This window comes from Pseudomonas sp. JR33AA, from assembly GCF_021378985.1.
GTDB classification, from domain to species: domain Bacteria; phylum Pseudomonadota; class Gammaproteobacteria; order Pseudomonadales; family Pseudomonadaceae; genus Aquipseudomonas; species Aquipseudomonas alloputida.
The window spans coordinates 1-15,129 of sequence record NZ_JAJSAW010000009.1 but is presented as its reverse complement, the minus strand read 5'-3'; the positions used below and the strand labels follow the sequence as shown (position 1 = coordinate 15,129).

Sequence of the window (15,129 nt, the reverse complement as noted above, 5' to 3'; positions counted from 1 at the left end):
TTGGCTTGAGTTTTGGGGCGCCTTCGAGATCGAGCGCCGCCCCAAAACCCAAGACTTGCACCCTCCAGCCCCATCACCCACTCAACCCCATTCAAAAGGCCCCATGTACCCGCACCACCACTCCCAGAAACGCGCATCCTTCTTCACACAAAACCGTCGGATAGCGCGTATTCAGTGGCCTGAGCATCTTGTCCCCACCCTCTTCGACCAACTGCCGCAATACCGCCGGGCGCCCCGGCTGCCGTGCAATGACCAACCTGCCGGGCTGTGCCTCCAGCCCGGTATCCACCAGCACGCGCATGCCCTCGGGCACGCTCTTGCCACTGGCCGCGTTCATCGAGTCGTTTTCCACCACCAGCCAGAACGCATTGCCGGCGGGCATATAGTCCGTCTGCTCATGGGACGTGCTCGTTTCAGGCAATGGCCCCTGCAGGTCAGCCCAACTCAGCACCGGGAAGCGGAAGCTGGCATAGAGCAGCGCCTCGGCCGAAACCGGCTGCTCGGCCGTATAGTGCCCTTGCGCTTCACGCACGATGTCGCGCTCGACCACCATGACCTGGGCCTCCAGAAACACCAGCCCAAGCTTCTCCAGCTTTTCATTGATGGTTTCCAGCGTCGGCCGACGCGTGCCACGCAGCCAATGTCCCACGCCCCCCTGCGTCATGCCCAGGCGTTCGGCCAGTTGGAGCTGACTGAGGTTATGTTCGCGCTTGTAGCGCTTGAGAAATGCGTTCCAGTTTTCCATGAGCGGCAACAATACGGACTGTATTAACTGCTGCAATACACAATCTGAATTATTTATTTGGCACTTTATAGTACAGCTTGACCTATTCTGTGATTCCAGTGTGCTTGAAGGGACATCAGCAGGTATTGCCATGAAACCATCGAAAAACGACGAAACAGATCTCGACAGCGAAGCCGCTCGCCGCGCGCTCGACTACTACCTCAATCCCAACCCGCCGCGGCCCACCCTGGACAACAGGATCTGGACCCTGCACGAAGGCGTAACCGGCGACCAGGCCCAGGAACACGCCATCGCCCTACTGCGCTGCGCTGCTGCCACTGCCCAGGAAACCGCCACCCACCAGCACGGCAGCCAGCGTGAACTGACGTTCGCGTTGATGCACATGATGGACATGGCTCGCGCACTGCTGGAGCACAAACGCACCGAGTGACCGAATTGATAGACAAAAAGAAGGGAGAGAACGTGATAGCCAAGTAACGGCAAAGGCCCCGATTGCCGGGACAAGGAAGCGCGCCGGTAAAACTTTTTTACCGGATTAGCGAAAATTCATTTGACTGGCAAATGATAACGATTATTATTGCACTCAGCTGATCGCGAGATCTGCTGGATAACCTGAAAGCTTAGGTCGCTCTCAGATTATCTCCTCATCAGGCTAATCACGGTTTTTGACCCGGCTTTTTGCCGGGTCTTTTTTTTGGCTCTTCAGGCTAATGAAGATCGTGATGGCGCGCATGATAGCAAAGGTGTTTCAGGGCGTGAACGCTCGTTACAAAACTTTGCGGAATCAGCACTTGAGAATCAATCTCGTTTCACCTACGCTGTTTCCGCATCAAGGAAGATGCCCCCTTCCCCCCTTCGTAGAGCAAGGAGCTGTCCATGACCCGTCTGCTGCTGCCCCTTGAGCACCCCACTCCTGCTGCCGAGCACGATGCCGACGATGCCCTGCTGCATGCACTGAAGCGGCTACCGCGGCGCGTACAGCAAGTATTCCTGCTCAACCGCCTCGATCAGTTGGACTTCGCCAGCATTGCTGTGCGCCTTGACCTGCCACTGGCGAGTATCGAGCGCAACATGGGCCAGGCGCTGCAGGCGGGCCGCTCGCACCGGGATGTGTTGGCGAGCGTGGCCGGGCAATGGTATGTGCGCTTGCAGAGCCCGCAGGTGACAGCGTGCGAGCGGATCGACTTCCGCCGCTGGCTGGATGCCGATGCAGCGAACTTGCAGGCGTTCCACGATACGGAACTGCGGTGGCGCAGCCTGCTGGCGCCGGCACGGCAATTGGGCCAGGACGGCTGGTATCGGCAAGGCCGAGCGGCGCTGTCACTGGGTGGCTGCTCGGTTGCGGTAGGGCTGGGTGTGGCGGCGTTGGTGCTGGTTGGGTTCTGGGCTTGATCAGCGCTTGAGCATGCCTGTACTTCCCCGCCTTTTGCACCGCCTCCTGCTTACATGACAGGCACATCCGCCTGTTCGACCAATGCCACCTTGGCTGGCTGTTGCAACAACCCTCGGGGCAACCGAAAGCCTTTGAACGGTTGTTGAGTAATTGGGTTGAAGGCCTTTTCCGCGTTCAGCCGGTAACGCATCACCCCATCACCCGTTTTGAAGCTCAGGTCCACGCTGGTTGCCGTACGCCCATTGAGCATACCGCGGCTCAGCAGGCGGAACATCGACCAAGGTCCTCGATACTCCAGGCTGCTGCTATTGCCGTTCTGCCTGAGCAGGGTCAGGTTGCTGCGCACGTGTTGCCCCAAGGTATTGGGCCAGACAATGCCGGTGATCTGGCTTGGGCCGTGAGTGTAGGAAATCAGCTGACCATCCAGATCCAGCAGGCTGGTGCGTTGATTTGCACTGAGCCCCAACGGCTCGATGCTGAACTGCACGCTGAGGTTACCGCGCTGATCAAAGAACGTTTCGCGGATGCGATCGGCCAGTTCCAGTTGCTCGATCACATCGGCACGGATCAGGGAACGCTCCTGCACACCCGTCTGCAAGGCTTCCAGATTGTCCTTGAGGAAAAGCTTCAGGTATTGATCCTGGAACTGCTGCAGTCGCCCATTCGGCCCGAAGAACGCTTCAAAGTCTTCCAGCGAAGCGTCGGGTGCCCTGACTACGAATGGGTAGCGCTCTGCCAGGCGCTGCTGAAAGAAGCTGTAGACTTCAGCATCCCACCGCCGCTCCAGCTCGCGCAGCGCTTCAACGTTCAGCACTTGCGCCGTTTGATCTGCCACCTTTCTGACGTGATGATTGATGGGCTCCGGCAAGCCAGTGGCGACGCGTAGCAAGGTGCCGATGGGGTCGTGCCCGGTCATTGAAAAGCGCTGATGCACCGCGTGCAGCGCGGCCTTGCCGCGGTCTGGGCTACCCTGTACCGCCTTGGCATAGTCGTGGACGGCGGCTATGGCTGCGTGCGTTTCATCGTAGTAACTCGGTTTTTCGCCTGCAGCGTGCAACATGGCGCTCAAGCCTGCAAACGCCCGCTGGATAGCCAGCGCCTGTTGTTGCTCGGGCCTGCTGTTGACCGATACAAGCGACGGGGCTTCATCCGCCACGCCAACATTCACCGGCGATAACAGCGAACTGTTGTCGCGAACCGTCTCCAGCAATCGGTGCAACGGCGCCGCTGGCCCGGCCAACTGTTCAAGGACCGTGACACCATGGTCCAGGTCCCGAAAATCCGCCACGGTGAATGCGTTCAAGGCGCGGCGCCAGCTGTCGATGTAGTCGGCGCTGTACAGATTGCGCAGGCGTTCGTTCAGCGCAGCCTGGTCGGCGTCGGAGTAGTCCAGTTGAGCACGTTCCCCCAGTGCCCACTGGTCGATCATTGCCATTTCCGTAAAGCGTTGACTACGCGGTTCAAAGTACTCCCTGAAGCCTTTGGCGGTGAGCATGGGCGCCAGCAAGACACCATTGTCGCCCTGGCTCGAGCCGGAAGACGGCTGATAAACGACATCGAACGCAGGCCCCACCTGATGACGCAGGTCCAGACCGGCATGCAACTGCTCCTGGGCCTGCTGCTTCAGGCCCGCATACACGCGTTGTGGCAACGGCACCTTGCGCAAGGTCTGCTGCACGTCACTGACACGCTGGCGATACTGCGGCAGGTCGGTATCCGCGTAGGCCAGGGCATACTTCAGGTGCTGCATGAGGTCACGTTGCAGCTGCCCCTGGCCGGGGAAGGCCTGTTGCCACTGTCGCGCCATCCAGTCCTCGACCCATTCCGCTCGGCGGTTGCGCCGGTCCTCAAGCATCCGGTAAACCCGCAGCGCGCCCATTTGCTGCTCGCTGCCGGGGGGCGCCGCATCCATGGCATCGATCACGCCGCTGGCCAATGCAGGCAAGAAGCGCCTGGACAACAAGCTGAGGTACGCCTCATCCACGGTCGGCCCGATGGCACGGCCCTGGTACAGCCCCAGATCAGCAACTCCGGGCCACGCAGCGCGGTAGTCGCCAAACACGGCTACCGCATCGCGGATCTGGTCCAGCGGCTCCAGCAAGTTGCGCCCGGTCGGGTCCAGACGCTGATCCACTTCGTGATGGCTGTACTCCCGGCTCTGGGCCAGCACGCTGGCAGCCTTGACGCCATTGATGTCGAAGTAACGATGCCAGCTGGCGATGGCGACGCAAAAGCCCAGAACGCCTACAGAACACCCCATCCACAGCAATTGGCGCTTGCGCCGTGCCACCCTGACGTTGTCGCCGGCAAGGCCGGCCTCTTTGTAGATGACCCGTCCAAAGGCCTGTTGAATGAAATAGGCCAACGCCTTGCCCTGCGTCTTGCCCTCAAGCAAGGGGAGGCTGGTCGTGTAAGGCTGCGCCGCCTCGCGGACAAAGGCGTTGCGCACGTCACCGTGCTGTACCACTGACGACCAATACACGCCGCGCACCAACGCCGGGGTGGTGAAACGGTCACTTGCCAAGGTCTCGCGCAAAAAGCCCAGCAGTATTGGGCGCAACCCGAGCAACTGCCTGTGCAGTGAGTAGAGCCGGGAACGCGACGCGGGGCTACCCTGCACGTCCAGCTGATCGATCACCTGCTCGAACAGCTGCTCCAGCAACCGATCGTAATGTTCACCATACTCGCCTAGCCAGGCGTCGAAGGTGTCGACTGCATCCAGCTTGAAGGTGAATCCAAACAGGCTGTTGCGCTTGGCGGCCGAAAGCTTGCTGTAGAACGGGTCGAAGCCGTCCAGCAGATCGAATTTGCTCAACACGACATACAGCGGCAAGCGCGAGCCCAACTGGCTGCTCGCCTCGTAAAGACGCGTGCGCAGCAGGTGGGCAAGTGCCGTGCGTTGCTCGACGGTCCCGTGCAGTAGCGCGGGCAGGTCGACAACCAGCACCAGGCCGTTGAGGGCTCTCTGGCTTCGGTTGCGCTGCAGCCAATCCAACAGATGCTGCCACAGTTTGGCCTGGGTGCCAGACGGTACCGAGGATTCGGCGTCAGTGGCGTCATTGCTGCGCGAATCTACGGGGCCGTTCTGGCTGATAAAGGCACCGGGCGGGTCAATGATCACCGCATCATTGCTGATCCACCATCCCACGGGGTAGGCGAGCGCCTGCGCTGGCCGGCCTCGTGCCTGGGCCTTGTCGATACGGGTCAACGAAAAACATTGATCGGTGCTGTCAATAAAGCTGCTCTTGCCGGACTGCCTGGCGCCCAGCACGAGGTACCACGGCAATCGGTACAGCGCGCGACGCCCACCGGCATTGTCCAGGTAGCGCGCAAGCGCTTGGCTCAACGCCTTCTCTTGTGCATGAACGAACGGTTGCGCCGAATCCAGCTCGGCGGCCATTGCCTGCTGCCGTTCCGCTTGCAAGCGCCGAAAGCGCGCTCTCAGGACGACCAACCAGCACAACAGCGCCACCAACACGAACATCAGGCTAACCACACTGCGATGTGCCACACTGGCCAACGGCTGCTGATCGCGCCACGTCCATTGCGGGCCAAGCCACCAGATGGCGACCAGCATCAGCACAGCGCCAAGCCCAAGTAGCAGCGGCATTGCCAGACCGATACGGGTCATCAGCGGCCAGCCCCAACGTTTGAGGTGCTTCCAGAGTTGATTCATCGAGGCTCCTGCTCCTTGTACTGATCAGCCAGTACGTGGGATGACGCGTATTGTTGAAGCCGCTGAAATACCTCGGGCTCCCAGTCGCTGGCGGTGGTTTGCTGCATTGTTCGCGCTACCCCGGCGCACAGGTCCTGGGCTAACCAGGACACGCCGCGTGCGGCCAACAGATCGGCTGCGATGACGGTGGTATGACAGCGCTCGCGAGGGGCTCGAAAATCGGCCTGCATCTCCTGCAGCCTTAGCAACACCGGTTCCACGCCGCCGCCTTCCAGCTGGCTGACCAGTTCTTCGCGAAGGCTGGTGAACTCTTGGGAAGCTCCAGCTTGCTCGGATTGCCCGTCTGCCCGTCTGAGCCAGGCCAGGCATTGGTCGTCGACAAACACCCGACCGTCGCTGAAGCACAGCTGCTGCAGCGCAGGCATACGCAGCACGAAACGAGCGGTCGCCGCACGGATGGCCTCAGCCACTTCGCCCATCGCCAGCCGGGACGCGGCGGTTGCGGCCAGGAAGCTGCCGCGAATCCAGAAGGGAGAAGCCGTCACACTCTTTTCAACCCGCTGCAGCAACGCCGCGTCGATGGCGGTGCCGGCGATGGCCTCCTCGTACTCACTGGCAATATCCCGCGGCACTGCCATCAACTCTGTACGGTTGCCCTGCTGGGTTTGCGGTGCGGCCTGAATGTGGGCCCACAGACCGAAGCGACGCAGTTGGTACCCGGTCGGGTCGTAAGGGTCCTGCTGGTTGATCAGCTCGGCCATGCTCAATATGGCTCGGCGCGTCTCGCGCTCGTTACCGATCGACAGGCGTGGTTTCGGCGTGGCGATGACATCAGCCAGCGGCGCAGGTTGGGGGCTCTCCACCGGGGCTTTGGGCGCATCGCGCTCGCCAATACCGTTGGCAAGCGCCGTGTGTTTGCACAACAGGCGCTCCAGCTCGCCCAGGACAGCCGGATCAAGCTGGGCCGCTTCCTGCTGACGTATCAAACGGGCCAATGCACGCTTCGCCGCTGCGGCGTGGGCCGGGGTGTACGTGAAACGATCAAGGCGCGGCAGCGCATCGATCAAGCGATTGAGCACCAGGCCAACGACCTTGCGCTTGTTCAGGAAGCCTTTCGGGCCAGGCGATGGATGAGCGGTTTCCCAATAGTGCTCGATCATTGCGCCCAGCAACGCCAAGGTAAACCCCCAGCGCTCCCAGCAACCGCTGCGCAGCCACGCAACGCTCAAGTGCGCGACGATCCGCAGATGCTTGCACTGTCGCTCCAGATACTGAACAGAGGCCTCTTCGATGTAGGCCCAGTCGATAGACGCTTCCTGCAGCCCACCCAGCTTGACCATCTCCTGGTCAATGGCTTGGTAGGTTTCGTCTTCCACATCGAACAGCCCCGCCGGCACCTGGTTATCAATGGGTGCGAGCAACCGTGTGATTGCGTGCGCCTCCACCTCAGCTACCAGCGACATGTCTTGCGCGCCTCGTCGATAAGCGGGTCCAGCCCCTGAGCGTCGAAAACGAGGCCATCAACGGCCGGGTGGTCGCTCTCCACGTGAAGGCGATTGGCCCCGGTCAATTGCTTGATATTGGACACGATCCGTGGGCAATCCTGCGAGGCGCGGGTTAAGGCAGGCATTAACAAAAACAGCAATGAAAGTGCGACGCCACCTGCATAACGAATAATCATCTCAGCTTAACGCCCCCGCTCAAATAGTACACATGCGCCAGCACTAACCCAGCCACATCAATATTGAAAAAGAGGCTAGTCCATAAACTCAACTCGCTTCAAGAAATTATTTTGTTACATATTCGAACTCGACGCTCGGCAATTATCAAGCGCATGGTTTTTACGCAATGTGGAACTCAAACCACAGGGAACATGTTTATCTTATGTTTAACACGCAAGCCTTACTTGTAGGAAACGCCCTACATATAAACCCTACATTAGAAAAGATATTTAACCATGACTAAACCCTCCGGCTCCGTTGCGCCCAAAGAACGCATCAACATCAAATATGTGCCCGCGACCGGTGACGAGCAGGCCGAGGTAGAGCTGCCGCACAAGATGATGGTGCTGGGTGACTTCGGCCTCGATGACAGCCGCGCCCTCGAAGACCGTCAGGTCATGCGCATCGATAAACACACCTTCAACAACGTGTTGAACGACGCCGATGTGAGCCTGGTCATGTAGGTGCCCTCCGCGCTTGACGCTACGCCGGATGCAGCGCTGGCAGTCAACCTGCAATTCAAGTCTATCCAGGACTTCGGGCCAGACCGCATCGCACGCCAGGTGCCCGAGCTGCACAAGCTGCTGCAGCTGCGTGAAGCGCTGGTCGCCCTGAAAGGCCCGATGGGCAACGTGCCCACCTTCCGCAAACAGCTGCAGCATTTCCTGAACGACGCGCAGGCCCGCAGGCAACTCGCGCAAGAATTGGACCTGGTGCTTGAAGCGCCAAAAGCAGACTGAGACAACGGAGCGTCCACATGCCAAAGCCAAACACAACTGTCACAGTTGAAACACAGGCCGAAACACTCAGCCATGCCACTTTGCTCGACCAGATCATGGCAGAGACCAAGTTGGTTCCCACACAAGAGGGTTACCAAGTGGCCAGGCAGGGTGTATCCGCCTTCATTGCCGACATTCTACAAAGTCATGACCCAGATCAATTAATCGACAAGCACCGTGTCGACCAGATGATTGCCGAGCTGGATCGGGTCCTCAGCAAGCAGATGGATACCATTCTGCATGCCCCCGCATTCCAGCAACTTGAATCCTCGTGGCGCAGCCTCAAACTTCTGGTCGACCGCACGGACTTTCGCGAGAACATCAAGCTCGAAGTCTTGCATGTCAGCAAGGCAGACTTGCTCGATGACTTCGAGAACGCCGCGGACATTACCTGCAGTGGTATTTATAAACACGTCTACACCGCCGGTTACGGCCAGTTCGGTGGCGAGCCGGTCGCGGCCATGGTAGGCAACTACCACTTCGGCCCCTCTTCGCCTGATATCAAACTGCTGAGCTACATGGCGTCCGTCGGTGCCATGTCGCATGCGCCCTTCATTGCGGCACCCTCCCCGGAGTTCTTCAACCTGAGCAGCTTCGAAGAGCTACCCAATCTGAAGGAAATCAAAGACATCTTCGCCGGCCCAAGGCATGCCAAGTGGCGCGCGTTCCGCGAGAGCGAAGATGCCCGCCACACCGCGCTGACCGGGCCGCGCTTCATGCTGCGCTCCGCCTACCACCACCAGGACCAGCCGATCAGCAGCTTCAACTACGATGAGAACATCAACGGCCGGCATGACAATTACCTGTGGGGCAGCTCTGCCTTCCTGTTGGCCAGCTGCATCAACGACAGCTTTGCCCGCTACCGCTGGTGCCCCAACATCATCGGCCCGCAATCAGGCGGTGCCGTCGAGGGCCTGCCGGTGCACCTCTACGAATCGCTGGGTCAGTTGCAGGCCAAGATTCCGACCGAGGTACTGATTTCCGACCGCAAGGAATTCGAGCTGGCCGAAGAGGGCTTTATCGCCCTGACCATGCGCAAGGACAGCGACAACGCCGCGTTCTTCTCGGCCAACTCGGTGCAGAAGCTGAAAAACTTCCCCAGGACACCCGAAGGCCTGCAGGCACAGACCAACTACAAGCTCGGCACCCAACTGCCCTACCTGTTCATCGTCAATCGCCTGGCCCACTACATCAAGGTGTTGCAGCGCGAACAGATCGGCAGCTGGAAGGAGCGACGGGACCTTGAATCCGAACTCAACAAATGGATCAAGCAGTACGTCGCCGACCAGGAAAACCCTTCTGCCGATGTGCGCAGCCGTCGGCCGCTGCGTGCTGCCAGGGTTGAGGTTTCGGACGTGGCGGGTGATCCGGGCTGGTACCAGGTCTCGCTCGCCGTGCGCCCGCACTTCAAGTACATGGGCGCGAACTTCGAAATTTCCCTGGTAGGCCGGCTCGACACGCAATGAGTGGTTTCTTCGATCGCTTGATGGCGGACCCGTCCGCCGCCCGGGAGCCGTCGCGCCAGGAAAACGCTTCGCACAAGTTCGCGGCCATCAAGCGCCACCTCGAAACGTTGCTGAACGCTCGCCAAGGTTGCTCCCAGAGCAGCCCCGAGCTGGGCCTGCGCGACTTCAACGGGCATGACGTCAGCAGCGGCGACCTGCTGCAGCAAGTGAGCGCCGATATCCGCCGTACTCTCCAGCGCTTTGAACCGCGCATCCACGTGCGCGCGCTCAAAGCGGTACCGGATTGTCACGCCCCGTTGGAACTGCATTTCAGGCTCGACTGCCAGGTGCAGGTCAACAACCAGGCAGAGCAGTTGCAGCTGGAACTGCTGGTAAACGGACACAACCGCTACACCCGAGTGAGGTGACCCATGTCACTGAAGGACAGATTCAGCGAAGAACTGCGTTACCTGCACGAGTTGGGAAACGACTTCGCCAAGGACAACCCCCAGCTTGCCCGGCTGCTGGGCAAGGCGGGCAGCGACCCCGATGTCGAGCGGTTGATGGAAGCCTTTGCGTTTCTAACGGCCAAGCTTCGGCTGAAGCTGGAAGATGACCTGCCAGAACTCACCCACCCCATGCTGCAGATACTGTGGCCCAACTACCTGCGCCCGTTGCCCAGCGCCACGATCATCCAATTCTCGCCACGCAAACAATCGCTCAGCCAGTCACAGCACATCCCCAAAGGTGCCAGGTTGTTCTCGAAGCCCGTGGACGCCGTGCCCTGCGAGTTTCGTACCTGCACGGGCGTGAGCATTCATCCGTTCGAAATCAGCGCCGTCAGCGCAACCCAGACACTCGACAGTTCTGTGGTTCGCATCGGCCTGCAAACCTTGGTCGAACGGCCACTGAATACGTTGGGCTGCGCCCGTCTGGACTTCCACCTGAGCGGCGATAACCGCACCGCGCTGACGCTTTATCTCTGGATTTCCCAATACCTCGAACACGTCAGCGTGATCATGGACGGCGAAGTGCGCCGGCTACCGGCCAACAGCATCGCGCTTCCGGGTTTCAGCCCTGAGGAGGCCTTGTTGCCCTACCCGCAGAACGTGTTCGATGGCTACCGGATTCTGCAGGAATACTTCGTGTTCCCGAAGCGCTTCCACTTCTTCAGCATTACCGGCCTGGAAAAGCTGTGGCCGGCACAAGCCGCCCAGCAGGTGGGCATCGAGTTCCATTTTACGCGTCAACTGCCAGAACCCCTGCGCGTCGGTACAGAAGACTTCAGCCTGTTCTGCACCCCGGCTGTGAACCTGTTCAAGCACAGTGCCGAGCCCATCGACCTGGCCAGCGAGGCGGCCCAGGTCGAGCTAAAGCCCAGAAGCGAGGAGCAGTCTGCCTACGAAATATTCAGTGTCGATGAAGTCATCAGCACCCGAACGACCACTGACGGAAGTACCGGTGAGCACCTACGGACTTTTCGCCCTTTCGAATCGTTCGCCCACGAAATCGAGCATGTCCAAGGCCGCACGGCGCTCTACTACCGCTACCAACTCGAAGAGTCCCTGCGCGGCGATGGCGTGACCCACCGCATCGCCTTCGTCCGCGCCGATGCCAACAGCTACATAGGCGAGCTTGAAACGGCATCCATCGACCTGACCTGCACCAACAGGGACTTGCCGCTGGCACTGGGTGTGGATGACATCAACGTCATCACCGAAGTCACGCCGCCCCTGGCGACCTACACCAACATCTGCGCCCCCACCCGCCCCTACCGGCCCGTGCTGGATGGCCAGTTGCAGTGGGCATTGATCTCCAACATGTCGCTCAACTACCTGTCGCTGCTGTCGGTCGAGCCGCTCAAGGCGGTTATCCGCACCTACGACTTCGCAGCGTTGCACGACATCCAGCAGGCGCGCACTACCCGCAAACGCCTCGACGGTATCCGCGAGATCCACACCCAGCCCATGGACTGGCTGATCAAGGGGCAGCCCATTCGCGGCCTGCACACCCAACTGAAGCTGGACCAGGCGGCCTTCCTGTGCGAGGGCGACCTCTACCTGTTCGGCTGCGTGCTCGCGCACTTCTTCGCCCTGTACGCCAGCATCAATTCCTTCCACCAGCTGGAAGTGATCAACACCACCAACAACGAGCACTACACATGGCCCATCCAGACCGGCAAGCAACCGCTGATCTAGCCGACAAGCTGCTCGCCAATGCACACCAGTACAACTTCTTCCAGTTGCTGGAGCGGTTGCATGGCCTGCACGGCGACGACCTGGAACCGCGTTGGGCGGATGAAGCCACCCGGCTGCGCGTGCGGCTGGCCAGCGACCCGCGCCTGAGCTTTCCCGTCTGTGACGTGTACAAGGCCGAGCGGATGCCCGGGGAGGATGCGCGCTATCGCGTGTGCACCACGTTCATGGGGTTGCACGGTACCGACTCGCCCTTGCCCACCTATTACCTGGAGCAGGTGGCGTATGAACATGCCCAGGGTGTAGGCGTGCGGCCGGCCTTTTTCGACTTCTTCAACCATTACCTGCTCAGCCTGCTGCACCGGATCTGGCGCAAATACCGCTATTACATCCGTTTTCAACCCGGTGCGCGCGACGGTTTTTCCCAGTACATGTTTGCCCTGCTCGGGCTGAACGACAAACAGCAGCGCGGTGACACGACATTGCCCTGGAGCCGCCTGCTCAGCTTTGCCGGGGTGATCGCCAGCCGCAGCCGCGCACCGGGTACCGTCGCCGGCATCATCGCCCACTGCTTCGATCTGACGCACGTGCAGATCCGCGAATTCGAGACGCGCTCGGTCGCCATCAAACGCAAACAGCTTGTAAGCCTTGGGCGCAGCAACGGCGAGCTTGGCAGCACGTTCATGGTCGGCAGCCGCACCCGCACCCGCAGCAGCAAGTTCACCATCGTCATCAACGAGCTCGACCTGGCGCAGCTACACGGCTTGCTGCCCAGCGGCATCAACTTCGGTCGCTTGCGCGCCCTGATTGATGTTCTGTTGCGCGACGGCCTGGCGTATGACCTGGAGCTGCGCCTGAAACAAAACGCACTGTCGCCGTTCTGCCTGCACCGCAGCCAAGGCGTCTACCTGGGCTGGACCAGCTTTGTCGATGACCACAATGGCCAGATCAGCCCCGTTGTCCGCTTCCGGGGGCGCGCATGAGCGCGTTCGATGCGCTGGCTGATGCGGGGCCACCAGATCATTCACTCGGTGCTGGCCAATGACCCGCAGATCCTGCTCAAGGAGGAGAAATGATAGCGCCTCTGCACCCTATCCCCCTTACTCACGCTGACACGGAGCGCCCATGAGTTCACGTAACCCCGTTCTGTGGCCCGAAGGCCTGTTCGTCAAACCGCAACATTTCCAACAAGCTGCGCGGGCCAGTGAAGCGGCCTTGCACCAGCGCCTTGGCAGCCTCAACGCGGCCTTCTACGGCTTCAGCGAACTGCAGTTGAGCAACGAATACCTTAGCCTGGGCAAGGTCGCCATCACCAAGGCGCGCGGCATCATGCCCGATGGCACGGTGTTCGATATTCCTGCCGACCTGCCGCCGCCGCCCCTGGAGATCAAGGACGACGGTTCGAAAGACAGCGAGATATTCCTGTGCTTGCCGCTGCGTACCGAGGGTGGCCGCGAAGTCAGCTGGCCCGACAATGCCGCCAACTTCCGCTACAACGCTCAGGCCGAGGAGATCAAGGATACCCACAGCGCCGACGGTGACCTGGTGCAGGTCGACCTGGCCGTGCCCAACCTGCAGCTCAAACGTAAAGCCGATGACAGCAGTGCCTACACCCGCCTGGGAGTGGCTCGTATCCTGGAGCGGCGCCCCGACGGTAGCCTGCAGCTGGATGAAACGTTCTACCCCACCAGCGTTTCGGTGCGAGCAGTGCCGGCCCTTCAGCGTTACCTTGAAGAAATCACCAACACCCTGCGCGAGCGTGCGCGCAATCTTGCCGCCCGCATTGGCGCTTCGGGCCAGTCGGGTATCGCCGACATCCGCGACTTCAACCTGCTGCAGGCCATGAACCGCTGGTGGCCCTGCTTCAATCACCTGGCCAGGCAAGGACAAACGCACCCGGAGCAGTTGTACCTGTGCATGAGCCAGGCGTGTGGCGAATTCGTCACCTTCACCGACGAGAACCGGCTGCCGCAGGAATACCCGGCCTACCACCACACCGCATTGCGTACCTCGTTCAAGCCCCTGGAAGACACCCTGCGTCGCGCCCTGAGCACGGTCCTGCAACCCCGCGCCGTGTCACTGCCGCTGGAGACCCTGGACTTCGGCGTGATGACAACCACGCTGGAAGACCGGCGCCTGATCGATGAAGCCGATTTCATCGTCGCCGTGCGCGCCAACCTGCCGCCGCAGACCTTGCGCCAGATGTTCATACAGAAAGCCAAGGTCACCTCACTCGAATCCCTGAATGACCTGGTGCCTTTGCAACTGCCGGGCATCCCGCTGCTGCCCCTGCCGGTCGCACCACGCGACCTGCCCTTCCATGCGGGCTTCAGCTACTTCGAACTGGACCGCCGTGACCCCGCCTGGGCCTGCATGAAGACGGCCAACGGCTTCGGCTTCCACATTGCAGGTGAGTTCCCAGGGCTTGAGCTGCAGTTCTGGGCGATCAGGGGTGAATGATATGGAAACAAGTGACCCTACCCTCAACGACGCGAAGCACGTTGCGGAAACGGATTTGCAGTCGATGCTTGAGAAGTCGTTGCCCAACGACGCACCCGCACCCGAACCTGCGGCCTCCTCTGCATCTGCAGAGCAGCAGACACCAGAACCTGCTTGTCAGGGCTACCCCGCAGACCCGGACTTTCAGCTCAGGGGTGGCTGCGCAAATCTCATGCTGGATGCCGCAGCGCCCTTGTTCGGCTTGGTCATGCGCCTGCGCACGCTCGATGAACTGCCCAACATCAAAGATGTGCATCAGCAAGTACGTATTCAGATCGACAGCATCCGGGAAGAAATACGCCAGCACGGCTATGAGCCCGCTCAGCTGTTGGCGTACTCCTATGGTCTGTGCCTGTACATCGATGAAGCGGTCATGGATCGGCCCTGGGGCAAAAGCAGCTGCTGGAGCCACGAGCCGCTGCTCAGCATCTTCCACGATGAAACCTGGGGCGGGGAGAAATTCTTCACCGTGCTTTCCCGCCTGATGCAGGAGCCAAAGCGCTATCAGGACGTGCTGGAGTTCATGTACTTCGCCCTGTGCCTGGGCTTGAAGGGCAAGTACGCGCTCGCGCCGAAAGGCGAAGAAACACTAAACGCACTGATTCACCAACTGCACGGGATCATCCGCGAACTGCGCGGCCCCACGCCCGAAGAGGTCTGCGACCCCTACACCAAT

12 protein-coding genes and 1 pseudogene are annotated in these 15,129 nt (G+C 60.5%); 9 read left to right on the top strand and 4 right to left on the bottom strand.

Features of this window, described 5'->3' with window-relative positions:
• Positions 1–91: 91 nt before the first annotated feature.
• A complete protein-coding gene (locus tag LVS58_RS15875; RefSeq protein WP_233691867.1) occupies positions 92–745 on the bottom strand; it encodes a LexA family protein in 654 nt (217 codons plus the stop codon).
• 130 nt (positions 746–875) lie between these two features.
• Here LVS58_RS15875 and LVS58_RS15870 point away from each other — a divergent pair, with 130 nt between their 5' ends.
• Together LVS58_RS15870 and LVS58_RS15865 are read left to right on the top strand one after the other, a co-directional pair.
• Positions 876–1,175: a DUF6124 family protein gene (locus tag LVS58_RS15870; protein ID WP_003251328.1), complete on the top strand. Its 300-nt coding sequence runs from the start codon at positions 876–878 to the stop codon at positions 1,173–1,175.
• A 446-nt stretch (positions 1,176–1,621) separates the two neighbouring features.
• On the top strand, positions 1,622–2,137 hold the full coding sequence (locus LVS58_RS15865; RefSeq protein WP_233691866.1) for a DUF4880 domain-containing protein: 516 nt from the start codon (positions 1,622–1,624) through the stop codon (positions 2,135–2,137).
• Between the two features lie 50 nt (positions 2,138–2,187).
• On the opposite strand, the gene tssM is transcribed toward LVS58_RS15865, so the two are convergent.
• Genes tssM through LVS58_RS15850 form a run of 3 tightly spaced genes read right to left on the bottom strand, consistent with a single transcriptional unit; the run spans position 2,188 to position 7,495 of the window.
• Positions 2,188–5,814, bottom strand: a complete 3,627-nt coding sequence (tssM, locus tag LVS58_RS15860; RefSeq protein WP_233691865.1) for a type VI secretion system membrane subunit TssM — start codon at positions 5,812–5,814, stop codon at positions 2,188–2,190.
• Positions 5,811–7,277, bottom strand: coding sequence for a type VI secretion system protein TssA (gene tssA, locus LVS58_RS15855; protein ID WP_233691864.1), 1,467 nt, complete (start codon positions 7,275–7,277; stop codon positions 5,811–5,813). Before tssA ends, tssM begins: the two co-directional genes overlap by 4 nt.
• A complete protein-coding gene (locus LVS58_RS15850) occupies positions 7,265–7,495 on the bottom strand; it encodes a type VI secretion system-associated protein TagO (protein ID WP_233691863.1) in 231 nt (76 codons plus the stop codon). Before LVS58_RS15850 ends, tssA begins: the two co-directional genes overlap by 13 nt.
• A 276-nt stretch (positions 7,496–7,771) precedes the next feature.
• On the opposite strand from LVS58_RS15850, the pseudogene tssB reads away from it, so the two are divergent.
• From tssB to icmH, 7 genes and pseudogenes are all read left to right on the top strand, one after another.
• A pseudogene (tssB, locus tag LVS58_RS15845) lies at positions 7,772–8,275 on the top strand (type VI secretion system contractile sheath small subunit).
• A gap of 17 nt (positions 8,276–8,292) precedes the next feature.
• Complete coding sequence (gene tssC / locus LVS58_RS15840) at positions 8,293–9,780, top strand: type VI secretion system contractile sheath large subunit (protein WP_233691862.1); 1,488 nt, start codon at positions 8,293–8,295, stop codon at positions 9,778–9,780.
• Positions 9,777–10,187 (top strand): type VI secretion system baseplate subunit TssE, encoded by a 411-nt coding sequence (gene tssE / locus LVS58_RS15835; protein WP_233691861.1) that lies wholly within the window; start codon positions 9,777–9,779, stop codon positions 10,185–10,187. The genes tssC and tssE overlap by 4 nt, the downstream gene beginning before the upstream one ends.
• Positions 10,188–10,190: 3 nt before the next feature.
• Entirely contained in the window at positions 10,191–11,957 is a 1,767-nt protein-coding gene (tssF, locus tag LVS58_RS15830) for a type VI secretion system baseplate subunit TssF (protein WP_233691860.1), read from the top strand.
• Positions 11,921–12,937, top strand: a complete 1,017-nt coding sequence (gene tssG / locus LVS58_RS15825) for a type VI secretion system baseplate subunit TssG (protein WP_233691859.1) — start codon at positions 11,921–11,923, stop codon at positions 12,935–12,937. Before tssF ends, tssG begins: the two co-directional genes overlap by 37 nt.
• Positions 12,938–13,079: 142 nt before the next feature.
• Complete coding sequence (gene tssK, locus LVS58_RS15820) at positions 13,080–14,414, top strand: type VI secretion system baseplate subunit TssK (protein ID WP_233691858.1); 1,335 nt, start codon at positions 13,080–13,082, stop codon at positions 14,412–14,414.
• A gap of 1 nt (position 14,415) precedes the next feature.
• Positions 14,416–15,129 (top strand): type IVB secretion system protein IcmH/DotU (gene icmH, locus LVS58_RS15815; RefSeq protein WP_233691857.1); only part of this gene is annotated, 714 nt, incomplete at its 3' end.